The sequence below is a fragment of the Micromonospora siamensis genome, from assembly GCF_900090305.1.
GTDB classification, from domain to species: domain Bacteria; phylum Actinomycetota; class Actinomycetes; order Mycobacteriales; family Micromonosporaceae; genus Micromonospora; species Micromonospora siamensis.
On record NZ_LT607751.1, the window covers coordinates 765,253 to 789,242 of the forward strand.

The 23,990-nt window shown below is 73.0% G+C and carries 27 protein-coding genes; 20 read left to right on the plus strand and 7 right to left on the minus strand.

Features of this window, described 5'->3' with window-relative positions:
* Nucleotides 1-23 precede the first annotated feature (23 nt).
* The 3 genes from GA0074704_RS03525 to GA0074704_RS03535 form a co-directional block, all read right to left on the minus strand.
* Complete coding sequence (locus GA0074704_RS03525) at nucleotides 24-1,235, minus strand: cation:proton antiporter (protein ID WP_088969162.1); 1,212 nt, start codon at nucleotides 1,233-1,235, stop codon at nucleotides 24-26.
* Nucleotides 1,236-1,240: 5 nt separating this feature from the next.
* A complete protein-coding gene (locus tag GA0074704_RS03530) occupies nucleotides 1,241-1,738 on the minus strand; it encodes a cation:proton antiporter regulatory subunit (protein WP_088969163.1) in 498 nt (165 codons plus the stop codon).
* 136 nt (nucleotides 1,739-1,874) lie between these two features.
* Nucleotides 1,875-2,105, minus strand: coding sequence for a winged helix-turn-helix domain-containing protein (locus GA0074704_RS03535; RefSeq protein ID WP_088969164.1), 231 nt, complete (start codon nucleotides 2,103-2,105; stop codon nucleotides 1,875-1,877).
* Nucleotides 2,106-2,484: 379 nt separating this feature from the next.
* Between GA0074704_RS03535 and GA0074704_RS03540 the strand changes: the two genes are divergently transcribed.
* From GA0074704_RS03540 to GA0074704_RS03620, 17 genes are all read left to right on the plus strand, one after another.
* Nucleotides 2,485-2,820, plus strand: coding sequence for a DivIVA domain-containing protein (locus GA0074704_RS03540; RefSeq protein ID WP_088969165.1), 336 nt, complete (start codon nucleotides 2,485-2,487; stop codon nucleotides 2,818-2,820).
* Nucleotides 2,817-3,071: a hypothetical protein gene (locus GA0074704_RS03545; protein ID WP_088969166.1), complete on the plus strand. Its 255-nt coding sequence runs from the start codon at nucleotides 2,817-2,819 to the stop codon at nucleotides 3,069-3,071. Before GA0074704_RS03540 ends, GA0074704_RS03545 begins: the two co-directional genes overlap by 4 nt.
* Before the next feature lie 85 nt (nucleotides 3,072-3,156).
* Entirely contained in the window at nucleotides 3,157-5,748 is a 2,592-nt protein-coding gene (clpB, locus tag GA0074704_RS03550; RefSeq protein ID WP_088969167.1) for an ATP-dependent chaperone ClpB, read from the plus strand.
* A 114-nt stretch (nucleotides 5,749-5,862) separates the two neighbouring features.
* Nucleotides 5,863-6,240 (plus strand): hypothetical protein, encoded by a 378-nt coding sequence (locus tag GA0074704_RS03555; RefSeq protein WP_088969168.1) that lies wholly within the window; start codon nucleotides 5,863-5,865, stop codon nucleotides 6,238-6,240.
* Between the two features lie 54 nt (nucleotides 6,241-6,294).
* Nucleotides 6,295-7,161, plus strand: a complete 867-nt coding sequence (locus GA0074704_RS03560) for a hypothetical protein (RefSeq protein WP_088969169.1) — start codon at nucleotides 6,295-6,297, stop codon at nucleotides 7,159-7,161.
* 160 nt (nucleotides 7,162-7,321) lie between these two features.
* Entirely contained in the window at nucleotides 7,322-7,954 is a 633-nt protein-coding gene (locus tag GA0074704_RS03565; protein WP_088969170.1) for a DUF4178 domain-containing protein, read from the plus strand.
* 2 nt (nucleotides 7,955-7,956) lie between these two features.
* Nucleotides 7,957-8,451: a DUF2617 family protein gene (locus GA0074704_RS03570; RefSeq protein WP_088969171.1), complete on the plus strand. Its 495-nt coding sequence runs from the start codon at nucleotides 7,957-7,959 to the stop codon at nucleotides 8,449-8,451.
* Nucleotides 8,448-8,873, plus strand: a complete 426-nt coding sequence (locus GA0074704_RS03575; RefSeq protein WP_088969172.1) for a DUF4247 domain-containing protein — start codon at nucleotides 8,448-8,450, stop codon at nucleotides 8,871-8,873. Before GA0074704_RS03570 ends, GA0074704_RS03575 begins: the two co-directional genes overlap by 4 nt.
* Before the next feature lie 32 nt (nucleotides 8,874-8,905).
* A complete protein-coding gene (locus GA0074704_RS03580) occupies nucleotides 8,906-9,328 on the plus strand; it encodes a DUF350 domain-containing protein (protein ID WP_088969173.1) in 423 nt (140 codons plus the stop codon).
* Nucleotides 9,328-10,137, plus strand: a complete 810-nt coding sequence (locus GA0074704_RS03585; RefSeq protein WP_231926751.1) for a hypothetical protein — start codon at nucleotides 9,328-9,330, stop codon at nucleotides 10,135-10,137. The genes GA0074704_RS03580 and GA0074704_RS03585 overlap by 1 nt, the downstream gene beginning before the upstream one ends.
* Nucleotides 10,134-11,705 carry a polyamine aminopropyltransferase gene (locus GA0074704_RS03590; RefSeq protein WP_088969174.1) on the plus strand — a complete coding sequence of 524 codons (1,572 nt, stop codon included), beginning with the start codon at nucleotides 10,134-10,136 and terminating at the stop codon, nucleotides 11,703-11,705. The genes GA0074704_RS03585 and GA0074704_RS03590 overlap by 4 nt, the downstream gene beginning before the upstream one ends.
* 63 nt (nucleotides 11,706-11,768) lie before the next feature.
* Nucleotides 11,769-12,758 carry a hypothetical protein gene (locus GA0074704_RS03595; protein WP_172880860.1) on the plus strand — a complete coding sequence of 330 codons (990 nt, stop codon included), beginning with the start codon at nucleotides 11,769-11,771 and terminating at the stop codon, nucleotides 12,756-12,758.
* Nucleotides 12,759-12,889: 131 nt separating this feature from the next.
* Nucleotides 12,890-13,813, plus strand: a complete 924-nt coding sequence (locus tag GA0074704_RS03600) for a hypothetical protein (protein ID WP_197697588.1) — start codon at nucleotides 12,890-12,892, stop codon at nucleotides 13,811-13,813.
* Between the two features lie 72 nt (nucleotides 13,814-13,885).
* The gene (locus GA0074704_RS03605) at nucleotides 13,886-14,494 is read left to right on the plus strand and encodes a hypothetical protein (protein WP_088969176.1); all 609 of its coding nucleotides are present in this window, start codon (nucleotides 13,886-13,888) and stop codon (nucleotides 14,492-14,494) included.
* A 9-nt stretch (nucleotides 14,495-14,503) separates the two neighbouring features.
* A complete protein-coding gene (locus GA0074704_RS03610) occupies nucleotides 14,504-15,313 on the plus strand; it encodes an SDR family NAD(P)-dependent oxidoreductase (protein WP_088969177.1) in 810 nt (269 codons plus the stop codon).
* Nucleotides 15,314-15,480: 167 nt separating this feature from the next.
* Nucleotides 15,481-16,020 carry an orotate phosphoribosyltransferase gene (gene pyrE, locus GA0074704_RS03615; protein ID WP_088973424.1) on the plus strand — a complete coding sequence of 180 codons (540 nt, stop codon included), beginning with the start codon at nucleotides 15,481-15,483 and terminating at the stop codon, nucleotides 16,018-16,020.
* Nucleotides 16,021-16,077: 57 nt separating this feature from the next.
* Nucleotides 16,078-16,455 (plus strand): ArsR/SmtB family transcription factor, encoded by a 378-nt coding sequence (locus tag GA0074704_RS03620; RefSeq protein WP_088969178.1) that lies wholly within the window; start codon nucleotides 16,078-16,080, stop codon nucleotides 16,453-16,455.
* Between the two features lie 185 nt (nucleotides 16,456-16,640).
* Here the strand turns inward: GA0074704_RS03620 and GA0074704_RS03625 are convergent, their stop codons facing one another.
* From GA0074704_RS03625 to GA0074704_RS03640, 3 genes are all read right to left on the minus strand, one after another.
* Nucleotides 16,641-17,582 (minus strand): DedA family protein, encoded by a 942-nt coding sequence (locus GA0074704_RS03625; protein WP_231926752.1) that lies wholly within the window; start codon nucleotides 17,580-17,582, stop codon nucleotides 16,641-16,643.
* A 219-nt stretch (nucleotides 17,583-17,801) separates the two neighbouring features.
* Complete coding sequence (locus GA0074704_RS03630; RefSeq protein WP_088969179.1) at nucleotides 17,802-19,466, minus strand: LPXTG cell wall anchor domain-containing protein; 1,665 nt, start codon at nucleotides 19,464-19,466, stop codon at nucleotides 17,802-17,804.
* A 394-nt stretch (nucleotides 19,467-19,860) separates the two neighbouring features.
* Nucleotides 19,861-21,483 carry an LPXTG cell wall anchor domain-containing protein gene (locus GA0074704_RS03640; RefSeq protein WP_088969180.1) on the minus strand — a complete coding sequence of 541 codons (1,623 nt, stop codon included), beginning with the start codon at nucleotides 21,481-21,483 and terminating at the stop codon, nucleotides 19,861-19,863.
* A 180-nt stretch (nucleotides 21,484-21,663) separates the two neighbouring features.
* Here GA0074704_RS03640 and GA0074704_RS03645 point away from each other — a divergent pair, with 180 nt between their 5' ends.
* Together GA0074704_RS03645 and GA0074704_RS03650 are read left to right on the plus strand one after the other, a co-directional pair.
* Nucleotides 21,664-22,146, plus strand: a complete 483-nt coding sequence (locus GA0074704_RS03645; RefSeq protein WP_088969181.1) for a SigE family RNA polymerase sigma factor — start codon at nucleotides 21,664-21,666, stop codon at nucleotides 22,144-22,146.
* Nucleotides 22,146-23,183, plus strand: a complete 1,038-nt coding sequence (locus tag GA0074704_RS03650) for an LCP family protein (RefSeq protein ID WP_088969182.1) — start codon at nucleotides 22,146-22,148, stop codon at nucleotides 23,181-23,183. The genes GA0074704_RS03645 and GA0074704_RS03650 overlap by 1 nt, the downstream gene beginning before the upstream one ends.
* Nucleotides 23,184-23,228: 45 nt before the next feature.
* Here the strand turns inward: GA0074704_RS03650 and GA0074704_RS03655 are convergent, their stop codons facing one another.
* Nucleotides 23,229-23,441 (minus strand): hypothetical protein, encoded by a 213-nt coding sequence (locus GA0074704_RS03655; protein ID WP_088973425.1) that lies wholly within the window; start codon nucleotides 23,439-23,441, stop codon nucleotides 23,229-23,231.
* A gap of 118 nt (nucleotides 23,442-23,559) precedes the next feature.
* Between GA0074704_RS03655 and GA0074704_RS03660 the strand changes: the two genes are divergently transcribed.
* Complete coding sequence (locus tag GA0074704_RS03660; protein WP_088969183.1) at nucleotides 23,560-23,943, plus strand: phage holin family protein; 384 nt, start codon at nucleotides 23,560-23,562, stop codon at nucleotides 23,941-23,943.
* Nucleotides 23,944-23,990: the final 47 nt, after the last annotated feature.

Sequence of the window (23,990 nt, forward strand, 5' to 3'; positions counted from 1 at the left end):
ACCCGCCCCGGCGCTCGGGCGGCTCAGTCGCCGGTCGGGACCGGGGTCGGCGGCCGGCTCGCCAGCGCGCGCCGCCGCAACCACAGCTTGAACCAGGCGAAGTCGGGCAGCCGGGCCAGCATCGGCCCGGTCACCACGGTGATCAGCACGTACGCCGTGGCCAGCGCGGCCAGCCGGGGATCGACCGGATGGGCGGCGGCGACCGCCAGCCCGGCGATGACGATGGAGAACTCGCCGCGCGGCATCAACGCCAGGCCGGCCCGCCACCGGCCGGGCTCGGCGATGCCCACCCGTCGGGCGGCCAGGTAGCCGGTGAGCAGCTTCGTCCCCATGGTGATCACGGCCAGGACCAGCGCCGGCAGCAGCACCGGCGGCATGTCCCTCGGGTCGGTGACCAGGCCGAAGAAGACGAAGAAGACCGCCGCGAAGAGGTCCCGCAGCGGGGAGAGCAGCTCGGTGGCGTGGTGCGCCACCGGCCCGGAGAGCGCGATGCCGACCAGGAACGCGCCGACCGCCGCGGAGACCTGGAGCTCGGCCGCCAACCCGGCGACCAGCAGGGTCAACCCGAGTACGCCGAGCAGCAGCGCCTCCGGGTCCTTGGCGGAGAGCGCGGCGGAGATCAGGTGGCCGTACCGGATGGCGACCACCAGCACGACGACCACGGTGAGCACCGCGACGCCGAGCGCGACGCCGCCCTTGACCAGACCGACCCCGGCCAGCAGTGCGGTGACCAGCGGCAGGTAGAGCGCCATGGCCAGGTCCTCGATGACCAGCACCGAGAGGATCACCGGGGTCTCCCGGTTACCCACCCGGCCCAGGTCGCCGAGGACCTTGGCGATCACACCCGACGAGGAGACCCAGGTGATGCCGGCGAGCACCACCCCGGCCACCCAGCCCCAGCCGAGCAGCATCGCGAACGCGAAGCCGGGCAGCGCGTTGAGCACCGCGTCGATCAGCCCGGCGGGGGCCGCCGAGCGGAGGTTGCCGACCAGTTCGTTGGCGCTGTACTCCAGGCCGAGCATGACCAGCAGCAGGATCACGCCGATCTCGGCGCCGACGGCGAAGAACTCCTCGCTGGCATTGAGCGGCAGCAGCCCGCCGTGGCCGAAGGCGAGCCCGGCGAGCAGGTAGAGCGGAATGGGGGAGATGCCGAAGCGCCGGCTGAGTCGGCCGAGCAGGCCGAGCAGGAGCAGCAGGGCGCCGACCTCGATGAGCAGTTTGGCGGTTTCGTGCATACGCGTCAGCCGTCCGGAGTCTCGGCGAGGATCGCGGTGACCCCGTCGAGGCCCTGACGGGTGCCGACCACGACCACCACGTCACCGGCCGCGAAGCGGAAGGCGGGGTCGGGCGACACGTTGACCTCGCCGTTGCGGAGGACCGCCACGATCGAGGCGCTGGTGCGGGTACGCGCCTTGGTGTCACCGAGCCGCTTGTTGACGTACTTCGACCCGGCCGGAATGGCGATCTGCTCGGTGAGCAGGCCGGCCGCCTGCTCGCGCAGGCCGGAGAGCTGGCCGAGCATCAGCGACGCGCCGAGGATGTCGGCCAGCGCCTCCGCCTCGTCGTCGGTGAGCGGGATGTCGTGCTGGCAGGAATCGGGATCGTCCGGGTCGTACAGGACGAGGTCGCGGCGGCCATTGCGGTGGGAGACCACACCGAGCCGGCGACCGGATTCCGTCATGAGGTCATGACGGACACCGATGCCCGGGAGGGGGGTCTGCTCGACACGTACTCGCACCCGGGAGAGGCTACCCGGCGTACGCCCATCCGCCGGACGGCCGCGCGCCGAGCCCCGGAAGGCCCCGTTTGCGGCAAGTCGCGCCATCCCGGGCTCGGATTGGGCCCAGTTGCGGCAGGAGTAGCTGTGGTTGGCGTCAGGGTGTCGGCTGGCGAGGGGTGACGTAGGTGCCCTTCCCCTGGTGGCCTTCGACCAGACCTTCCGCTTGCAGGATGAGCAACGCCGACCGCACCGGCTCGGCGGAGACGCCGTAGAGAGCGATCAGCTCACGCAAAGAGGGCAGCTTGTCGCCGGGGGCGTACTCCCCTGAGGCGATCTTGTCGCGGATGTCCTGGGCGATGCGTTGACGGTCGGAAATGCGGGGCATGGCGGCAACTCCTGGTAGGCCCCAAGATCTTCCCACGCATGAGACCGCTCGACCAACACATCGCGTGCTTAGCCTGGTCACTGCTTGTCATTGCATGCTTTGCATTGTATGTTGCTCGGGCGGACGCCTTCGGCGGAAAGCCTGGTAGGCAAACCGGCCTCCCGGTTGGCATCCGCCGCTGGCACGGCTGGAGCAGTGCGGGCCTGCCGTGCCAGCCCAGTGGCCCGAGTCGGCTGGCATCGACTCGACAAAGCGGCCCTGTCGTCGTGCCGCCGAGCGGGGCTGCGGCGGCAGGGCGGGACGGTCCGGCCCGCGGCGCCCCGGCCGGACCGTCCCTCCAGCCCGCACCCGTCCGTCCTCGACGAAGGGACCGAAGACCGTGCGCAACCTGCTGCGACCCCTGCTGAAACGCCGCAACTCCCGGTCCGGAGGTCGGTCCGGGCCGCCCAATCGACCGTCGGCCGGGGCGTACCGGTCGACGACGTACCTCCCGCTCCGCCCCTGGCAGATCCGGACCCGCACCTTCTCCGCCCGTCGGCACGGCCTCGACCCGGTCGAGGTGGCTACCTTCCTCGACCGCGTCGCGGGCGACCTCGCCGCCGCGTACGCCGAGGTCGCCCGCAGTCGGGAGGAGGCGGCGCGGATCAAGGCCGCGCTGCGTGACTGGCAGTCCCGGCAGGCGCCGAGCATGCGCGACCTGGCGCGGCGACCGTGACCGGTCGCTACGTCGTGCACCTGCCGGTGACGGCCACCGACCTGGCCCGCGCCAAGATGCTCGCCCGAACGGCGGCGCGGTCGTTGGCATTTCTCGCCCACGTCGACCCCGGGGAGACCACCGTCTCCACCGAGGACGACCAAGGGGTGCGGCATCGAGTGTTCTGCGACCGGCGGCTCGACGGTGGTCGGCGCTGCGTGCTCCGCGCGGATCACGAGACGCCGTGCACCGCTCGCCTACCTCGGAAGTGATCGGCGTCACATGGATGGAGTTGAGCGGAATAGGCTCAACTCTGGTTGTGTCCTTCCTAGTGGACACGCCGATCCGGGGGAGCCCATGAACACGGAACGCCTCACCACCAAGAGCCGCGAGACCATCACCGGTGCCGTCGCCCAGGCCAACCAGCGCGGGCACGCCACCGTGGAGCCCTGGCACCTGCTGCTCGCCCTGCTCGACACCGAGGGTTCGACCGCCGCGGGCCTGCTGCGCGCCGTCGGGGCCGACCCCGCCGAGCTGCGCCGGGTCGCCCAGCGCTCGGTCGACGCCCTGCCCGCCGCGCGCGGCTCCAGCATCGCCGAGCCCACGCTGGCCCGGGAGTTCGTCAACGCCATCGGCGCCGCCGAGCAGATCGCCCGGCCGCTGGGCGACGAGTACACCTCCACCGAGCACCTGCTCGCCGGCCTGGCCCGGGTGGGCGGCGCGGTCTCCGTCGCGCTGCGCAACGCTGGCGCCACCGAGGAGAACCTGGTCGCCGCCTTCCCGACCGTCCGGGGTGGGGACCGGCGGGTCACCACCGCCGACCCCGAGCAGACCTACCAGGCCCTCGCCAAGTACGGCGTGGACCTGACCGCCAGCGCCCGCGACGGCAAGATCGACCCGGTGATCGGCCGGGACTCCGAGATCCGCCGGGTCATCCAGGTGCTGTCCCGGCGTACCAAGAACAACCCGGTGCTGATCGGCGAGCCCGGCGTCGGCAAGACCGCGATCGTCGAGGGCCTCGCCCAGCGGATCGTCGCGGGCGACGTGCCCGAGTCGCTGCGGGACAAGAAGCTGGTCTCGCTCGACCTCGGCGCGATGGTGGCCGGCGCGCAGTACCGCGGCCAGTTCGAGGAGCGGCTGAAGTCCGTCCTGGAGGAGATCAAGAACTCCGACGGCCAGGTCATCACCTTCCTCGACGAGCTGCACACCGTCGTCGGTGCCGGCAAGGGCGAGGGCTCGATGGACGCCGGCAACATGCTCAAGCCGATGCTGGCCCGCGGTGAGCTGCGGATGGTCGGCGCGACCACCCTCGACGAATACCGCGAGCACATCGAGAAGGACCCGGCGCTGGAGCGGCGCTTCCAGCCGGTCCTGGTCGGCGAGCCGACCATCGAGGACACCATCGGCATCCTGCGCGGCCTCAAGGAGCGCTACGAGGTGCACCACGGCGTACGCATCACCGACGCCGCCCTGGTCGCCGCCGCCGCGCTCTCCGACCGCTACATCACCGACCGGTTCCTGCCCGACAAGGCGATCGACCTGGTCGACGAGTCCGCGTCCCGGCTCCGGATGGAGATCGACTCCCGCCCGGTCGAGGTGGACGAGATCGAGCGGGCGGTCCGCCGCCTGGAGATCGAGGAGATGGCGCTGGCCAAGGAGCCGGACGCCGCCTCCGCCGAGCGGCTGGAGCGGCTGCGCAAGGAGCTGGCCGACAAGCGTGAGCAGCTCACCGCCCTCTCCGAGCGCTGGCAGCTGGAGAAGAGCCACATCACCAAGCTCTCCACCGCCAAGGAGGAGCTGGAGCGCCTGGGCGGCGAGGCCGAGCGGGCCGAGCGCGACGGTGAGCTGGAGCGCGCCGCCGAGCTCCGCTACGGCCGGATCCCGGCGCTGAAGGGTGAGCTGGCCCAGGCCGAGGAGGAGCTGGCCCGCATCCAGGCCGACGGCGCCATGCTCAAGGAGGAGGTCGGCGCGGACGACATCGCCGCCGTGGTCGCCTCCTGGACCGGCATCCCCGCCGGCCGGCTGCTGGAGGGGGAGACCGCCAAGCTGCTCCGGATGGAGGAGACGCTGGGATCCCGGGTGGTCGGCCAGGCCGAGGCGGTCAGCGCCGTCTCCGACGCGGTCCGCCGCGCCCGGGCCGGCGTCGCCGACCCGGACCGCCCGACCGGCAGCTTCCTCTTCCTCGGCCCGACCGGTGTCGGCAAGACCGAGCTGGCCAAGGCGCTCGCCGAGTTCCTCTTCGACGACGAGCGGGCCATGGTCCGCATCGACATGAGCGAGTACGGCGAGAAGCACTCCGTCGCCCGCCTGGTCGGCGCCCCGCCCGGTTACGTCGGCTACGAGGAGGGCGGCCAGCTCACCGAGGCGGTGCGCCGCCGGCCGTACTCGGTGATCCTGCTGGACGAGGTGGAGAAGGCCCACCCGGACGTCTTCGACATCCTGCTCCAGGTGCTCGACGACGGCCGGCTCACCGACGGCCAGGGCCGTACGGTCGACTTCCGCAACGCGATCCTGATCCTCACCTCCAACCTCGGGTCGTCGGTGATCAGCGACCTGACGCTGGCCGAGGAGCAGCGCCGGGAGGGCGTCCTCGCGGTGGTCCGGTCGCACTTCAAGCCGGAGTTCCTCAACCGCCTCGACGACATCGTGGTCTTCGCCGCCCTCCAGGGCGCCGACCTGCGGGCGATCGTGGACATCCAGCTCGACAGGATGCGGCGCCGACTGGCCGACCGCCGGCTGGGCCTGGAGATCACCGAACCGGCCCGGGAGTGGCTCGCCGAGCACGGGTACGACCCGATCTACGGCGCCCGGCCGCTGCGCCGGCTGGTCCAGTCGGCGATCGGTGACCAGCTCGCCAGGGCGCTGCTCGCCGGGCAGATCCGTGACGGGGACACCGTGCGGGTCGACCTCGCCGACAGCAAGGACGCTCTGGCGGTCACCGCCGCCTGACGCGCGGGTAGGGGTCTCTTCCCAACGCTTCCGGCCGGGAAGGGGCCCCTGCTCGTCGGGCGGATGCCTTGATCGTGAGGGTGAGGACGCGGCCGGCGGGGAAAGGATGAGGGCATGTTGGGCATGGGGAAGAAGGACAAGGAACTCGACGCCGCCGTCAAGGAGCTGGCGAAGGCCGACACCGTGGCGTTCGGTGGGGTCGGCATCGCCTCGCAGGTGCTGCCGGTGACCGAGGCGTACCGGCGGGTCGAGGCGGCGCTCGCCGCGCATCCGCAGGAGGCCCGCAAGCAGGTCCGCTGGCTGCTCAAGCACGGCTCACCGGCCGGCAAGGCGTACGCGGCGACGCTGCTCCAGGCGGTCGACCCGGAAGCGGGGCGGGACGCCTGGACGGAGTTGCGCGACGACAAGGGCGAGTTCACCACCTTCACCGGCTGCGTGATGAACAAGGCCACCCTCCGGGAGTACGCCGCCGACCGCCTCACGGCCGGCTGAGTCCGACCGGGAACGGGACTGCGGACGGCGGGCCGGAGGCCGTAGCTTTCCGGCATGACGACGACCGAGGACCCACCGGTCCGGCCGCCCCGCCCCCACGTCGTCACCGTCGCCTTCTGGCTGCAGATCGCGCTGGTGACCGTCCTGCTCCTGCTCGTCGCCCTGGTGGTCTGGCACGCCTTCTACTGGAACGGCGAGATCGACCGGGCGCTCGCGGCGGTCCCGGACGCCGATCCGGCCGAGGTCGCCGGCGAGCGCAGCTCGAACGTCGTCCCGTCGGCCGTGCTCGGCGGGCTGGCCGTGCTGGTGGCGCTCGGCTGGGGCATCACCGCGATCGGGGTGCGGCGGGGCAGCAACCCGGCGCGGATCACGACGTTCGTGCTCGGCGGCGCCCTGGCGCTGCTGTGCATCGGCCCGGGCTGCTCCGGTGCGCTGCTCGTCCCGTTCTTCATGATCGCCGGGGACCCGGAGGGCGACTACGACGAGTACGACGACCCGGGCGCCGACCCGGGCGAGTCGAAGTTCCTGGACACCCTGTACAGCTCTTCCACGTACGGCTCGGATGATCTCTTCTTCGGGCTCGGCGGCATCGGCGTGCTCCTGGTCGTCGGCCTCACCATCGCGGTCGTGGTGCTGCTGCTGACGCCGACGGCGAACCGGTGGTTCAACCCGCGGACCGCCTCGGCGCCGCCCGCGATCGGTTATCCCGCCCCGGCCGCCTTCGTCCTGCCGCCCGGCTACATGATCTGCCCGGACCCGCGGGCCCACGTTGTTCCCGCCGGTGCCCCGCCCGTCGTCCCGCCGACGTCGGACGCGACCCCGCCGACGTCGGACGCGAGCCCGGCCGCGACACCGGACGCGGGCACGGAAGCGAGCCCCGGGGCAGACGCCCCACCACCCGACGGTCCGGGCACCCCCTGACCCGGCCCACCGGCGTGCGGCCTGGTCGACGGGGCTGACCGGCTGAGTCGACCGGGCAGAGTCGGCTCCGTCACTGTTCGGTCACTCAGGATTCCTCCGCTGTCGCAGGATGCGGGCGGTTGTTACCGTCACCGCGACGCACGTGGGGAGGGCGGTCGGGGTGGATCGTGATCTGGGGTACCTGGTCCTGGCGCTGGGATGTCTGCTGGCGGTGGCCGGTGTGGTGATCGCCGTGGTGGCGGTGCTGCGCTCGCGGTCCCGGCCGCGCGCCCGCAGCGGCCCGGCCGACCCGTTCCGGGACACCGACGCCGACGCGCTGCGCGGTGACCCGCGCGGCCTCAAGCCGGGCGACATCGTCGAGATCCGGGGCGCGTCGTACGCGGTCCGCGGCTCGGTGCACCTGGTCGAGGGGGCGTGGAGCTGGGCGGAGCACCTGCTCGACGACGCGGCCGGCGCGAAGCGTTGGGTCTCCGTGGAGGAGGACCCGGACCTGGAGCTGGTGCTCTGGACGGCGGAGCCGGGCGCCACCCTCACCCCGGGCGCGCCCACCCTGGACTTCGACGGCCGCCGGTACTCCTGGGAGGAGTCCGGCCAGGCCCGCTACTCGGCCACCGGCAGCACCGGGCTGGACCCGAGCGGCACGGTCCGCTACCACGACTACCGCGCCCAGGGCGGTGCCCGACTCGCCTTCGAGGCGTACGGGGAGGCCGGCTGGGAGGTGGCCCGCGGCGAGCAGCTGCACCGGGCCGAGGTGATGATCTACCCGCAGGGCGGCCCGGAGAAGGTGGCCTGAGCGTGCTCGTCACCCTGCACGCCCCGTACGTCGACACCAGCGCCGCCGACCTGAGCCTGACCCTGGGTGGTCCGGAACGACCCGCGCTGCACGTCCGGGAGCTGACCCTGCCCGACGGGCCGGCCCTGCGGCTGCGCCTGCTCGGCGCCTCGCACCAGGTCGTCTGCGGCGAACTCACCGAGACGGTGGCCTGCCTGCCGGGGCGGCCACCCGCGCTGCCCGCGGCGCTGCACGACGAGGCGACCGGCTACCGGTTCACCGCCGTGGTGCTCCGGCCACCCGGCGACGGGCTGCGCGCCCGGGTCGCCGCGCTCCGCGCCGAACTGGCCGGCGACCCGTACGCGCTGGTCGGGGTCTTTCCCGGCGACCCCGACGCGGTGACCGCGCTGGCCGTCCGGCCACGGATGCCGGACGGGTCGGTGGCCTGGCGCACCTGGCACGCGTACCCGCAGACCAACGAACTGGTCCTGACCGAGACGGCGGTGGTAACCCGATGACGTACCGACGGTGGTTCGTGCTGGGGGTGGCGTTCGCCGTGATCGGCGCGCTGGTCGCGGCCTTCGCGATCTTCTACGGCAACTTCTCGCCGCGCGGCTACGTGCAGGACCACTACACCCGGGCCGCCTCCCGGGACATCGACTCGAACGCGGTCGCGTACACGTCGAACCGGGCGCCCAGCCAGGTCGCGAAGGACGTCACCGGCGCCTGGAAGCCGGCCGACCAGTACGTCGACGGCAGCGGCGTCTACCTGCGCTACGACGACGACTCGGTGGTGATCCTGCCGATCGCCACCGGCTCGGTGATCCTGCTGGAACGGATGCGGACCGCGTACCCGCGCTACCACTCCACGGTGGGCAGCTACTGGGGTTGGGGTCGGGGCAGCACCGTGCGGGGTGGCGGCCCCGGCGCCGGCAAGTGACCCGATCCGACGAGAGAATCCTGGAGTTCCCTGTGCAGAACCTGGTCACCGATCTGGTCGTCACGCTCGCCTACGGCGCGGTCGGCGTGGTGCTGATGGCCGTCGGCTACCTGCTGGTCGACCTGGCCACCCCCGGCAAGCTCCACGAGCTGATCTGGGCGCAGCGCAACCGCAACGCCGCGCTGCTGCTCGCCTCGAACCTGGCCGGCGTCGGCACCATCGTGGTGGCCGCGATCGCCGCCAGCGCCGACGACTTCGCCCTCGGCCTGGTCGGCGCGGCCGCGTACGGGCTGCTCGGGCTGCTGATCATGGCCGCCGCGTTCGTGCTCCTGGACCTGGCCACCCCGGGCCGGCTCGGTGAGATCCTGGTCGACCCGGAGCCGCACCCCGCCGTCTGGGTCTCCGGCGTCGTCCACCTCGCCACCGGCGCGATCATCGCCGCCGCGATCAGCTGATGGCCGGTGCGGACCGCGGCACGACCGGCGCGAAGAACCCGGTGAGCAGCGCCAAGGCGCCGGCGTGGAAGCACGTGCTGTTCTCGGTCGTCCTGTTCGGTGTGCTCGCCGCCTGCATCCTCGGCTCGATCTTCGGCGGTGGCGACTCCGGCACCGACGTGCCGGCCCCGGCCGCCGACGAGCGGGCCGACACCGTGCCGCTGCTCGCCCGGGCCACCGCTGACCAGGGCATCTGCTACGGCTGGTCGCTGACCGAGGGCTGGGGCTCCGACCCGGTGAACGTGGGCTCCAACCTCGGCGACGGGGTGGCGGTGGAGGACAACCCGTCCTGCCCGCGCTGGGTACAGGTCGTCGCCGAGATCAACTACACCTCGGCGAGCAGCGAGAGCAGCGACTCCGCAGTCGTCCGGGTCACCGGCTCCGAGGACATCGGGTACGCCGAACTGTCCACCGTCCGATCCGGGCTCGAACGACTCGGGCTGGACGAGGACGCCTTCGTCGACGACCCCGGCTGGGCGGTCACCCGGGCCGCGGTGATGCTGCCGCTGCTCGCCGTCGAGGCGGGGCTCGCCCAGCCGGCCGCCACCCCCAGCGCCGGTCCGGTCAGCCCGACGCCGCTGCCCGCCGCGGGCAACGACTTCCTCCGCGACCGGTGGGGCTGGCTGGTCGCCACGTTCGGGCTGCTGCTGCTCGCCGCGCTGCTGCTGACCGTCGGAGTGGTGCAGCGCCGCCGCCAGCTTCGCGAGGCGGTGCCCGCGCAGCGCGCTGGGGCGGGCACGGCGGGGCCGCGTACCCGGGAGAACGCGTGACCACCGACGTGCCGGCCGCCCCCGCGCGGTGGCGGGCGGCCCGCGCCGGGGTGCTGGTCGCGGTCTTCGTCTGCGCGGCCTGCGGCCTGGTGTACGAGCTGGCGTTGGTCGCCCTCGGCAGCTACCTGATCGGCGACGCGGTCGGCCAGGCGTCGATCGTGCTCGGCGTGATGGTCTTCGCGATGGGCGTCGGCGCGCTCGCCGCGAAGCCGTTGCAGTCCCGGGCCGCCGCCGCGTTCGCCCTGATCGAGCTGCTGCTCGCCCTCTTCGGCGGGCTGTCGGTCCTCGGCCTCTACGCCGCGTTCGCCTGGCTGGACCTCTACGGCCCGGCCCTGGTCGGCACCGCGTTCCTGCTCGGCCTGCTGATCGGTGCGGAGATCCCGCTGCTGATGGTGATGCTGCAACGCATCCGGGAGCAGTCCGCCGGCAGCGCGGTGGCCGACCTGTTCGCCGCCGACTACGTCGGTGCGCTGCTCGGCGGACTGGCCTTCCCGTTCCTGCTGATCCCGGTCTTCGGCCAGCTCAAGGGCGCCCTGGTCGTCGGCGCGGTGAACGCGGTCGCCGGCCTGGCACTGGTCTGCACGGTCTTCCGTCGGGACCTGAGCCGCCGGGCCCGCGCCGCGCTCGGCGCCGGCGCCGTCGTGGTCGCTCTCTGCCTCGGGTACGCCTGGATCACCGCCGCCGACTTCGAGGTGACCGCCCGGCAGCAGCTCTACCGGGACCCGGTGGTGCACGCCGAACGCAGCCGTTACCAGGAGATCGTGCTGACCCGGTCGGTACGCGAGGTCGGCCACGCCGACACCGACCTGCGGCTCTTCCTCAACGGCGACCTCCAGTTCAGCTCCGTCGACGAGTACCGCTACCACGAGTCGCTGGTGCACCCGGCGATGCGCGGCCCGCACGGCGAGGTGCTGGTGCTCGGCGCCGGGGACGGGCTCGCGGTGCGGGAACTGCTGAAGTACCCCGACGTCCGCCGGATCACCGTGGTCGACCTCGACCCGGCGGTCGTGCGGATCGCCCGCACCGAGCCGCAACTGCGGGCCCTCAACGGCAACTCGTTCGCCGACCCGCGGGTACGGGTGCTCAACGTCGACGCGTTCGGCTGGCTGCGTACCGCCACCGACCGGTTCGACGTGGTGGTGGCCGACCTGCCCGACCCGGACGAGACGGCCACCGCCAAGCTCTACAGCGTCGAGTTCTACGCGCTGATCCGCTCCGTCCTGGCACCCGGCGCGCGGCTGGTGGTGCAGTCCGGCTCGCCGTACTTCGCGCCCCGGTCGTACTGGTCGATCGAGGCGTCGGTACGCGCCGCCGGCTTCGCCACCGTGCCGTACCACGTGGACGTGCCGAGCTTCGGCGACTGGGGGTTCGTGCTCGCCGCGCCGGGCACCGTCCCGCCCGCGCTGGCGCTGCCCGACGACGCGCCACCGCTGCGCTTCCTCACCCCGGCGGTGCTCGCCGCGGCGGCCACCTTCCCCGCCGACCGGGGCCGGCTCGACGTACCCGCCTCCACGTTGTTGCAGCCCAGGGTCCTGGAGTACGCCCGAACGGAGTGGCGCGGCTACTAGGTTCGGGGCATGTCGCCCGCCCGCCGTCCACCCCGCCCCGGGTGGGGCTGGCTGCTCCGGCGGGTGCCCACCCGGGCGGTCGACGCGGCGGCTTACCTCCAGGCGTTCGTGCTCTCCGGAGTGGTCACCGTGCTGGCCGTCCGGGCGTACCTCCAGGCCACCGGCTATCCCAAGCTCGGCGGCGGCGGCCTGCACATCGCGCACGTGCTCTGGGGTGGGCTGCTGCTCGCCGTCGGGCTCGGCACCGTGCTGGTCTTCCTCGGCGGCGGTCCCCGGACGGCCGGCGCGATCATCGGCGGGATCGGCTTCGGGCTCTTCATCGACGAGGTGGGCAAGTTCGTCACCACCCGGACCGACTACTTCTACGCCCCCGCCGCCGGCATCATCTACGGCGCGTTCGCCCTGCTGGTCGTCCTCACCCAGGCGGTACGCGGCCGGATCCGGCTGACTCCCGCCGAGCGGGCGGCGAACGCGCTGGACATGGTGCTCGGGGGGCTGCCGGGCGGGCTGACCGACCGGCGACGCGCGGCGGTACGGCGGCTGGCCCGGGGCTCCGGCGCGCAGGTCGAGGCGGCGCTCGCCACACTGCTCGACGCGGTGCCCCGGCGCGAGCCGCCCCCGGTGCGGTTCTGGCGACGCTGGGCCGACCGGTCCCGCCGACTGGTGGTCTGGCTGACCGAGCGCCGCTGGCTGGTCTGGCCGGTGGTGATCTACCTGCTGGTCGAGCCGGCGGCGACGGTGCTCGCGGTGGTGCTGGACGTCGCCACCGGCGAGTTGGACCGGGAGCGCGAGTGGGGCGCCGTCATCGGTGTCCTGATCGCCGCGCTGATCACCGGCACGCTGAGCATCCGGGGCGCGCTGCGGCTGCGCCGGGACCGGCTCGACGCGTTCCGGCTGTTCAAGCTGGCCCTCCTGGTCGACCTGCTGTTCGGGCAGGTCTTCAACTTCACCGTCAACCAGTTCGGCGCGGTGGTCAACCTGGCCGTCGACCTGTTCCTGCTCGGGGTGGTGACCGCCGAGCACCGCCGGCTCCGCGGCGCCGTCGCCGACTGAAACCCGGCGGGTCCGCTCCCTTCCGTCGTGCCCGGTTGGCCCACGGTCGATACGGTGTGGGCGCGATCCAGGAAGGGAGAACCGTGGTCGATTCCCAGAGCACACCGCCGGCCCGCGTACGGCCGTCCGTCGTGACGATTTCGAGTTACCTGCTGATGGCGGTGGCCGCCATCCAGCTGATCAACCTGATGATCAGCCTCATCACCGCCGGCAAGACCCGCGACGTGCTGAAGGACGCCTACTCGGGCAGCAGCGCCGAGGGCGCCGAGGCGGTCGGAGACATCGCCTTCGCCGCCATGATCGGTGGCGCGATCCTGGGGCTGCTGATCGCGATCGCCCTGGTGGTGCTGGCGCTACTCAACAACCGGGGCCGCAACGGCGCCCGGATCACCACCTGGGTGCTCGGCGGCATCATGGTCTGCTGCACCGGCGGTGGCCTGGCCGGCAACGCGACGGGCGGCTTCGTCAACAGCGCCGGCACCTCCAGCGACGGCACCATGCCCAGCGCCGAGGAGGTCCAGCGCCGGCTGGAGGAGGTGCTGCCCTCCTGGGTCCAGCCGGTGAGCACCCTGCTCGGTGTGCTCAGCCTGCTCGGCCTGCTCGCGGCGCTGATCCTGCTGGCCCTGCCGCAGGCCAACGAGTTCTTCCGCAAGCCCGGGCACGGTGGGGAGCCGCCGGTCGGCTACCCGGGCTACCCGGGTTACCCGCAGGGCGGCCAGCCGGGTTACCCGCAGCCGGGCTACCCGGGGCAGCCGGGCTACCCGGGGCAGCCGGGTTACCCGGGGCAGCCGGGCTACCCGCAGCCGGGCCAGCCGTCGTACCCGGGGCAGCCGCCGTACCCGGGCCAGCCGGGGCAGCCGGAGTCCGGCCAGCCGGGCTGGCCGCCGGCACCGGGTCAGCCGGGTCAGCCCGGCCAGGCTGGACAGCCGGGGCAGCCGCAGGGGCACGAGCAGTGGCAGCCGCCGGCCGCGCCCTCGTCCGGCCCGGACCAGCCGCCGACCCTGGACCAGCCGCCGACCGACCGGTCCGACCCGGAGCGGCCGGCCGGAAGCTGACGCACCGATAAGCGCGACGCCGACGATCCCTCCGAGTAGGTTGCAACCCGACGCCTACCGGAGGGACCCGTCGTGTCGTACCCCGAGGTCGCGCCGGCCCGTCGACCCGCGGCGGTGACCCTGGCGGCGGCGGTGCTGGCCCTGATGGTGGCCGGCGCGCTCGCCTACGCGGTCACCGCCCTGGCCGTCCTCGGCGGCACCGTCGACCGGTTCCGGACCGCGGCTGGAGCCACCACGGCCCGGCCCGACGAGGTCGACACGGTGGTCGCCCTGGTCAGCGGCTCCGCCGTGCTGTCGGCGGTGGTGACCGTGCTGGCCGCCCTGCTCCTCGTCGGTCTGGCCGTCGGCCTGCTGGCCGGGCGCCGGGGCGCGCGCACGGCCACCTGGGTGGTGTGCGGGCTGGGACTGCTCTGCGGCTGCTGCAGCGTCGCCGCGGTGGTCGGCCAGCGGGCGGCGCCGCTGCGGCTGGGCGGGGGACGGGTCAGCGGCGAGCTGCTGGGGCTGGTGGCCGAGGCGTACCCGTCGTGGTGGATCCCGGTCAACGCGGGGCTTTCCGTCGCCCAGGCGCTCGGCTACGTTGTGGTGGCCGCGCTGCTGGCCGTGCCGGCCGCGAACGCCTGGTTCGGCGGTCGCCGGGCACCGGCCGGCCCGCCGGTGACGCCCCCGTTCCCGCCCCGCTGAGGATCGCCCGTGACGACCGAGGACCGCACCACCGAGCGGTGGGCGCTGATCACCGGCGCGACCGCCGGCATCGGCGCGGCGTTCGCCCGCCGGCTGGCCGCCGACGGCTGGCACCTGGTGCTGGTCGCCCGGGACGCGGCCCGGCTCGACGCCACCGCCACCGAGCTGACCGACCGGTACGGGCGGCAGGTGGTCACCCTCCCCGCCGACCTGTCCACCGACGACGGTTGCGCCACCGTCGAGGGCCGGCTCGCCGCGGAGCCACCGGTCGACCTGCTGGTGAACAACGCGGGGATCAGCCTCAACCGGCCGTTCCTGCGCTCCACCGCCGAGGACGAGACCCGGCTGCTCCGGCTCAACGTGCACGCGGTGCTGCGGCTGAGCCTCGCCGCCCTCGAACAGATGACCCGACGGCGGCACGGGGCAGTGATAAATGTCTCTTCGGTCGCCGGTTTCGGCGCGGTGGCGCCCGGTTCGACGTACCCGGCCAGCAAGGCGTGGGTGACCAACTTCAGCGAGTCCGTCGGCCAGTCCGCGCGCCCGTACGGGGTGCGGGTGATGGCGCTCTGTCCCGGGTACACGCGTACCGAGTTCCACGACCGGGCCGGTATCGACATGTCCGGCATCCCCGCCGCGGCGTGGCTGCGGGCCGACGACGTGGTCGACGAAGCCCTGCGTGACCTGGGTAAAGGCAAGTTGGTGAGCGTTCCCTCGTGGAAGTACAAGGCGGCCGTGGCGGGGCTGCGGCACGCACCGCAGTGGCTCCTGCACCGGGTGACGCGGGACACCCGGGGACGGATCGACGGTCGGGAATCCTGACCGGAGCGGGCCCGCCGGTCGCCCCCGTGGCCGGGGCGCGGCACCGGTAGCGCATGCCCGCCCGGTTGCGCACGGTAGTCGTACATCGTCACCCATCGGTCGCCCGCAGGGTTGACCCGGGTGGACCCCGCACACGGCTCCCAGAGTTGAGCAGTACCCTCTTCGCCATGGGGGACCGCGACGACCTGCGTAAATTCATTGCCGACCTGGCTGTCGTGCACGGTCGGGTGGTGCTCTCCTCCGGCCGCGAGGCGGACTGGTACGTCGATCTCCGTCGGGTCACGCTCCATCACCAGGCCGCTCCGCTGGTCGGTCGGGTGATGCGGGAGTTGACCGCCGACTGGGAGTACGACGCCGTCGGCGGCCTGACTCTGGGCGCCGACCCGGTGGCGCTCTCGATGCTGCACGCGGCCTCCGCCGCCGACCAGCCACTGGACGCGTTCGTGGTCCGCAAGGCGGGCAAGGCGCACGGGTTGCAGCGGCGGATCGAGGGCCCGGACGTGGCCGGGCGCCGGGTGCTGGCGGTCGAGGACACCTCGACCACCGGAGGCAGTGTGTTGACCGCCGTCGAGGCCCTCCGAGAGGCCGGGGCCGAGGTGGTGGGCGTGGCCGTTATTGTTGATCGAGGAGCCGGCGACGCGGTGCGAGCCGCCGGACTGCCCTATCTGGCGGCCTATACGTTGGCTGACCTCGGCCTTCTGGCGTAAAAGTTTGCCGATTCGGATTTGCCGATATGCAGGCAGATCGATGGTGCTGGTGGAAGGATGGAATTCGTGGGAACTGCGTTGGCTGAAATGACCATGCCTCAGATCTCGCCGCTTGCCGGCGAGCCGATCGAACGTGCCGATGCCGAGCGGCTCGCGGGGGTCCTGAAGGCCCTCGCGGATCCCGCGCGGCTCCGCCTGCTCAGCCTGATCCAGTCGGCCCCCGAGGGCGAAGCGTGCGTGTGCGACCTGACCGCGCCGCTCGGCCTCTCCCAGCCGACGGTCAGCCACCACCTTCGTATCCTCACCGAGGCCGGCTTGCTGGAGCGGGAGAAGCGTGGTGTGTGGGCGTACTACCGACTGGTGCCGTCCGCGATCGCCACGATCGCTGACCTGCTCACCCCGCCGCGCAAGCGGGCCACCAAGAAGGCCCGCTGACGCTGACGGTCCGGGTCGTCCCGCTGCGGGACGGCGTCGGGTGGCGAGCAAGGGGTGGCGCCACCACCGGGCGATGACGCCTGCCCGTTCGCGGGCACGTCACTGACCACACACCCGCCGGGTTGCCGGCGGGAGTACGCCGATGGCCGGGTCCCCACCAGGGAACCCGGCCATCGGCGTACGCGTCACCAGCCCTGACCGTGCTCCGGGCGCCGCGGGTCGGGCTGCTCCCCGTACCCCTGGACCGGTCGGCCGTCACCGGGCTGGTCGTACCCGGGCTGCGGGGTCTGCTGCGGGCGGCCGTACACCGTGCCGCGGCCCTGCTCCCGCGGCGCCTCGTGCCGGTGGTGCTCGCCGTGGTCGAAGGCGTCCCGGACGGCGTCGACCGCACCGGCCGCGCTGGCCGCCGCGATCACCGCGACCGCCTCGCCGCGCTTGCGCGCCCGGCGGTCCCGGAGGAACTCGAAGAAGATCGGCAGCACCGAGATCAGGATGATCACCGCCACCACCGGCAGGATGTACCGGTCGATCTTGTCGCCGATGGCGTTGTAGATCTGCTCGGCGAGCAGGTAGCCGATCAGCAGGATGCCGTCCACCCAGAGGATCGCGCCGACGATGTTCCAGAGCAGGAACTGCCGGGCCGGCATCCCGAGCACCCCGGCGACCGGGTTGAGGAAGGTCCGCACGATCGGGATGAAGCGGGCCAGCACGACGGCCTTGGCCGGGCCGAACTTCTGGAAGTAGTACTCGGCCTTCTCCACGTACTCCCGCTTGAACAGCCGGGAGTTGGGCCGCTCGAACATCCGGCGACCGTAGTGGGCACCGAGCCAGTGGCCCAGCTGCGCGCCCACGATGGCGCAGAGCGGACCGCCGATCAGCAGGCCCGCCAGCGAGATCCGGGTGCCGTCACCGAACATCGCGTCGGCGACCGGCGACGCGGCCACCCCGGCCAGGAAGAGCAGCGAGTCGCCCGGGAAGAAGAAGCCGACGAGCAGCCCCGTCTCGGCGAAGAGGATCACCCAGACGCCGATCAGCCCGAAGGTGTGCAACAGATCCTTGGGGTCGAGCGGGTTCAGGGCGACGCTCTCCGAGATCACCCGGGTCTTCTCTGCTGTGTCCACGGCCACAAAGGGTACGCGACCCGGGCGTGGTCACGGGTCCGGTCCCGACCGGCCCGCCGAGGGGCGCGGGCGGCGGGCGCGCTGCACGACCGTGGCGCCTCCGCTGCCGTCCCGAGGCCCACCGGTATCCGGTCGCACGCCGCCCTCGACGGCGAGCGGTACCGGAGACGGCGGTGCCCCGCCGGACCTCGGAGGTCTGGCGGGGCACCTGGTGAAGCGGACGGGTCAGGCGACGAAGCGGGTCCGGCGGCGCCGGGCCACCAGGTAGCCGGCCGCGCCGGCCACCAGCAGCAGGCCGCCGACACCGGCGATCAGGGTGGCGGGGCTGCCGGTGACTGGCAGGCCGTCGCCGTCACCGCCCGCGCCGCCACCGTTGCCGCTGCCGGGCTGGTTGCCGTCGCCCGGGGTGCCGCCGTCACCGTCGCCCGGGGTGCCGCCGTCGCCCGGGGTGCCGCCGTCGCCTGGACCATCGCCGTCGCCCGGGGTGCCGCCGGGGTTGTCGCCGTCACCGGGGCCGTCGGTTCCGCCGTCGTCGGTGGGGTTGATGACGATCTTCGCCTTGTTGTTCGACTGGTCGGCGTCCCCGGGGAGGCCCACCAACACGTCGCCCAGGTCGTCCGGCACCACCCGGTCGATCCGCAGCGTGAATGAGTACGACAGGCTCTGACCCGCAGCGAGGACCCGGGTCGGGCACATGTACGACTCGTAGCCCGGCGTGCCGTCCGGCGGCCTGGTCGGGTTCTCCGGGTCGGACGGTGGGCCCTGAGGGCTGGGGGTGCAGTCCTGCGGCACCGTTTCCGCCCAAGTTCCTTGCGGGATGAAGATCTGCATCCAGAACCGGTAGGCGGGATCCACCGACGCCGGTCCGAGGTTCTTGGCGGTCGCCGTCACCGTGACCCGGTCGTTCTGCTTGCCGCTGGCGGAGCTGCCGATCGCCACCACGTCGGCCGGGTTGTCACCCGTGATCCTGACCTGGAAGTAGTCGCCGTTGCCGTAGCTGTCAAGATCCGTCTGCGGAGTGCCGGCGGCCTGCTGGGCGGCGGTCACCTCCACGAGGCGCAGCTCCTTGCCGGAGCCGGGCTCCGACCCGTCGCCGCCCCCCTTCGTCTTCCAGTCCAACTCGGTGTACCAGGAGAGGTAACTGGGGTACTCCACCCCGGTGCGGGCCGTGTCGGAGACGCGCAGCGGGAGGGCCTCGGAGAGCCGGTACGACCGGCCCGGCTCCAGGTCGGTGCCGAACCGGCAGACCATTCCACCGCCGTCGTGCTTCGCGCAGTTGCTGAAATTGCCGGCGTACGGGGCCACCGGCTCGTCGCCCATCGCCAGCACGACACCGTGCACTGTGCTCGGGCTGACGTTCTGCACCGCACTGCGTACGCCGATCGTCGAACCGGGAGGACCGCTGACATCCGCCAGCGGCTCGGCGAGCCGCAGATCCACCTGCTCGGCGACCGTCACCCTGACCGTGTGGACCGCCGTCGCGCCATCCGCGGTCACCTTGACCGGCATCTCGGCCTGCTGCCCGGGCACCGTGTCCGGCTTGACGGTCAGCTCGTAGACGAAGTACGGGAAGCCGGTACGACCCTCCGCCGGTACGCAGTGCAGGATGGCTTCGTCCCGCTCGCAGCTCCAGTAGTAGCTGCGCCACTCAATCGTGGCCAGGGGCGCGACCTTCGACAGGTCGAGGTCCAGGCTGACCCCGGTCGAGCCCCCTTCCGGCAGTTGCGCCTCAAGGAATTCGGGGCCGCTCTTCTGCCCGGGAACCACCACGACGTCGCGGGCGGAGATCTCGATCGCATCCTCGGCGAAGCCGGGGGTGGCGGAGGCCGCGACGAGTGCGGCCACGACTCCCAACCCGCCCAGCCACCGCCGAGCGAAGTGCTTGGTCATTACCGTTTCCTCCCCCATGGCACGACTGGCAACGCCCCGGCCAGCACCAGTCCGGCGCTCCAACGCCGAAGGTCTCGCGTGGACACTGTCAGTCCTCCCCGTCGTGACGATTGCGCAGGTGAATGTGCGGGCGACCCCGGCACCTGCCGCAGCAGCCTAGAAGATCCTGAAGGGAGTCGAAGTCCCACGCAGCCGGTCGGCGACCTGGTCCGGCCGAAAGGTCGACTCGCGGGAGTGCAGTGATTCGGCCGAGCAGCACCTCGGTCTGTACCCGGATCCGGGTGGTCGCGCCGGCGATGAGGGCGAGGGTGACCAGTGGCTCGGGGTTGTCCCGCCACGACGCAGCCCCGCCGGCCCGGGTGCGGGCCGACGGGGCTGCGTGGTCAGGAACCGATCAGGCGACGAAGCGGGTCCGGCGGCGCTTGGCGACCAGGTAACCGGCCACGCCGGCCACCAGCAGCAGGCCGCCGACCCCGGCGATCAGGCTGGCCGGGCTGCCGGTCACCGGCAGGGTCGGGCCGTCCTGGTCGCCGCCGCCGCCGCCGCCGTCGCCCGGCTGTCCGCCGTTGCCGGGCTGTCCGCCGTCGCCCGGCTGCCCGCCGCCGTTCTCCGGGGCGTTCACCAGGATCTCGGCGGTGTTGTTGGTCGGGTCGAGGTCGGGGCGCTCGGCGCGCAGGGTGCCGGTGAGCACCTCGATCCCGCCGGTCAGCGGGCCGGCCTTGTCGACCCGGAGGCCGAACTCGAAGGTCACCTTCGCGCCCTTGCCGGCGGGAGTCTCCAGCTGATCGCAGAAGTAGACCGAGGCGCCCGGCTTGGGCGCGCCCTCACCGCTGCCGTCGTCGGCGAAGCAGTTCTCCGGCACCTTCACCGCGGTCGTGCCCGCCGGCAGGGTCACCAGCGCCACCGCGAACAGGCTCTCGGTGCCGCCGGTGTTCAGCGCGGCCGGGCCCTTGTTGGTGAAGCCGACGGTCGTCGGGACGACGCTGCCGACGGCCCCCTTGACCCGGGCGCCGTTCGCCGCCACGTCGGTCCGCTGGTTGCCGGTCACCCGAAGGCTCAGGCCGGCGGCGTTGTTGTCCAGGTCGGTGTCGGTCTGCGGGACTGCCTGGGTGCTGCGCCGCGTGGTCAGCCGCAGCGCCTCGCCGGTGCCCCTGGTCCGTGCCTGGGCGAAGAGGCCGACCTCGTCGCGGGCCTCCGCCCAGTCGGCCTTGGTCAGCCAGATGCTCGCGCCACCCTGCCGGTCCGGGGCCCAGGCGTCGGCCGGAATGGTGAACCCGAACGACGAGCTGACCACGACGGAGTCACCGGCCGGGACCTTCCCGTCGAAGGTGCAGGCGAACAGGTTCGGCACGAAGGCCTCGGTGGCGTACTCACAGTTCGAGTAGCGCTCCGACGGGGCGAAGTCGTACGAGCCGGCGACCACCAGGACCGCGCCGTCGGCGTCCGTGCCGCCCACGTTGGTCATCGTGAGGGGGGCCGGAACGGTCGTGCCGGGCGCGCCCCGGAGTTCCAGGTCGTCGCCGGCCGCCAGGTCGACACCCTCGCCGACGGTGACCGTCGAGCGGAACGTCTCGGTGTCGGCGTCGGGGCCGGTGACGGTGAACGTCAGTTCGCCGTGCTGCCCGGGCTTCGCCGTGTCGGTGGCCCGCACGTCCAGCGAGATCAGGCCGAGCTCCGGCTCCCGCTCCTGGCCCACCGTGCAGGTGAGGATGGCGCCGTCACCGGTGCAGGGGACGGAGCCCTCGGCGGAGGACACGACGGCGAAGCCGGCGACCGCGCCCCGGTCCACCGTGACGGTGTAGCTGGCGAACGGCATGTCGGTGAGCGCGTAGAGGTCGACCACCTTCGCCGGCCCGCCCGGGGCGACGGTCGCGTTGTTGGCGTAGAGCGCGTACTCCTGCGCCTGCCGGTCCGGCACGGGCAGCGGAGCGGCGGCGGCCGGGACGGCGGACACGGCGACGAGCGCGCCGGCGACGCCGAGCCCGGCGAGCCAACGCCGGGACGGGTGCGAGTGCATCGGGGGGTCCTCCAGAGGGGGATGCCACGGTGGCAGTTCGCGCAGCTTAGAAGATTCTCAAACCGTGCGTCGTCCGGCTGGCCCGTTGACGGGTCCGGAATGGCCGAAAGGTTGACCGGCGGAAATGCAATGATCCGCCCACCCGGGCTCGTCACTCTTCACGGGACACCGGGAGGTGCAGTGACGTACGAGGAATTCGCCGACGCGCGACTGGCCGCGCTGCTGCGGTACGCGGTCATGCTGACCGGCGATCCGCACCAGGCGCAGGACCTGGTGCAGGACACCATGGTGCGGGCCCAGCTGAACTGGCGCCGGATCGCCCGGGCCGACTCGCCCGAGCGGTACGTACGCCGGATGTTGACCAACCAGTTCGTCGACTGGCGGCGCGGCTCCTGGGTGCGCCGGGTGCTGCTGCGCGGCGAGCCGGACGACGGGCCGCCGGCGCCGGTGGACCACGCGCAGTCCGCGGTGGACCGCGACGAGGTGTGGGACTGGCTGTCCCGGCTGCCCCGTCGACAGCGGGCCACGCTGGTGCTGCGCTACTACGAGGACCTGCCCGACGCGGAGATCGCCGAGATCCTGGGCTGCGCGGTGGGGACCGTCCGCTCGTCCATCTCCCGCGCCCTCGCCACGCTCCGGTCCACCTACGCGGAGGCCTGCTGATGACCGAGGAAGAGCTGCGTGCCGCGTTCGCCCGGCACGAACCGTCGACCCCGCCCGCCGGGCCGGTACGCGCGGCGATCGACCGGCTGGTGGCCCGCCGCCGTCGCCGCCGACGGGGAGCCGCCGCGACCGGGGCGGCGCTGGCCCTGCTGGGCGTGCTCGGGCTCGGCGTGCCGCAACTGCGTACCCTCGGCGGTCAACCGGTCGAGGTGCCGCTGGCGGCCGGGCACGCAACGCCAACCGGAGCACTGAACGTGCTGCTGCTCGGGCTGGACGTGGCGGACGGCTCCCGCCCGCCGCGCGCCGACTCGGTGCTGATCGTGCACGTCCCCGCCGACCGCAGCCGGCTCTATCTGATCTCGGTGCCCCGGGACCTGCGGGTCGCCGGTGGGGACAAGCTCAACGCGACCTTCGCCGCCGGCGCCGGCCGGTCCGACCTGCGCGGCGGCTACGCGGCCACCCGCCGGGCGGTGACCGGCCTGACCGGCGTACGCCTCGACGCCGGCGCGGTGCTCACATACCCGCTGCTGCGCACCCTCACCGACGCGGTGGGCGGGGTGGACCTCTGCCTGGACCGGCGGATCCGCTCGACGCACACCGGCCGGGTCTTCCCGGCCGGCTGCCAGCACCTCGACGGGCGGGCCTCGGTGGACCTGCTGCGCCAGCGGTACGGCCTGCCGGCGGGCGGCCTCGACCGGGACCGCAACGCCCAGCGCTGGGCCGCCGCGCTGCTGCACCGGATCGACCAGCGGGGCGTGCTGACCAACCCGGTGCTGCTGAATTCGCTGCTGCGTGAGATGGGCGGCGGGCTGGTCACCGAGACCGGCCGGGCCACCCTGCCGCAGTTGCTCGTCCCGGCGGCGACGGCGGCCCGGGCCGAACCGGTGGCGATCTCCCTGCCGGCGGGCTTCGCCGAGGGGCGGCCGGGCGGGGTGGCGCTCGACCGGTCGGCGCCGGCCTTCTTCGCCGCGCTGCGCGAGGACCGGCTGGCCGCCTGGACGGCCGCGAACCCCAGGTGGGTCAATCCGCTGGACTGACCCTCGACCCGGTCCCGCCCCGCTGGGCGGGGCCGGGCGCGTCGGTCAGCGGTAGTCGTCCTCGTCGCCGGTGACCACCCGGGCCTGCTCCATGGCGTCCCAGTCGTCGACCTCCAGGCCCCGGTACGGCTCGGGCTCGGCGTCGCCGGGGTCGGTCGAGGTGGCCTGCTCGACCGCGTCGGCCGGCTCCGCCTCCGGGTCCCGCTCCTCCGGAGCGAGGTGGTCGCTCGGGGTGAAGTCCTCGTCGGGCTGACCCATCTTCCCTCCCTGGATCTCGGCGGGCAGTTGCTCCACCCACCGTACGGGCTGCGTCGGGCAGCCGCCCGAGTCGTCCGATTGCCGCACCGGGTTGGCGGGGCGGTGCCAGGATGAGGGGGTGGGTTTCCTGATCCGGCTGGTGATCACCGCGATCGCGCTGTGGGTCACCACGCTGATCGTGCCCGGGGTCGAGGTCTCCGGGCGCAACGGGGCGAACACGGCGCTCACCCTGCTCGTGGTGGCGCTGATCTTCGGCGTGGTCAACGCGGTGCTCAAGCCGGTCATCAAGGTGTTCGGCTGCGTGTTCTACCTGCTCACGCTCGGCCTGTTCGCGCTGGTCGTGAACGCGCTGCTGTTCCTGCTCACCGACTGGATCGCCCGTGGGCTGCACCTGCCGTTCCACGTGGACGGCTTCTGGGCGGCGTTCTGGGGGGCCATCGTGATGGCGGTGGTGAGCTGGCTGATCAGTGTGGCCGTACCGGACCGGCTGGAGAGCCGGTGACGGGTCGGTTGTGCCCGTCGCCACCTTCTACGGGATACTTCCCGCGG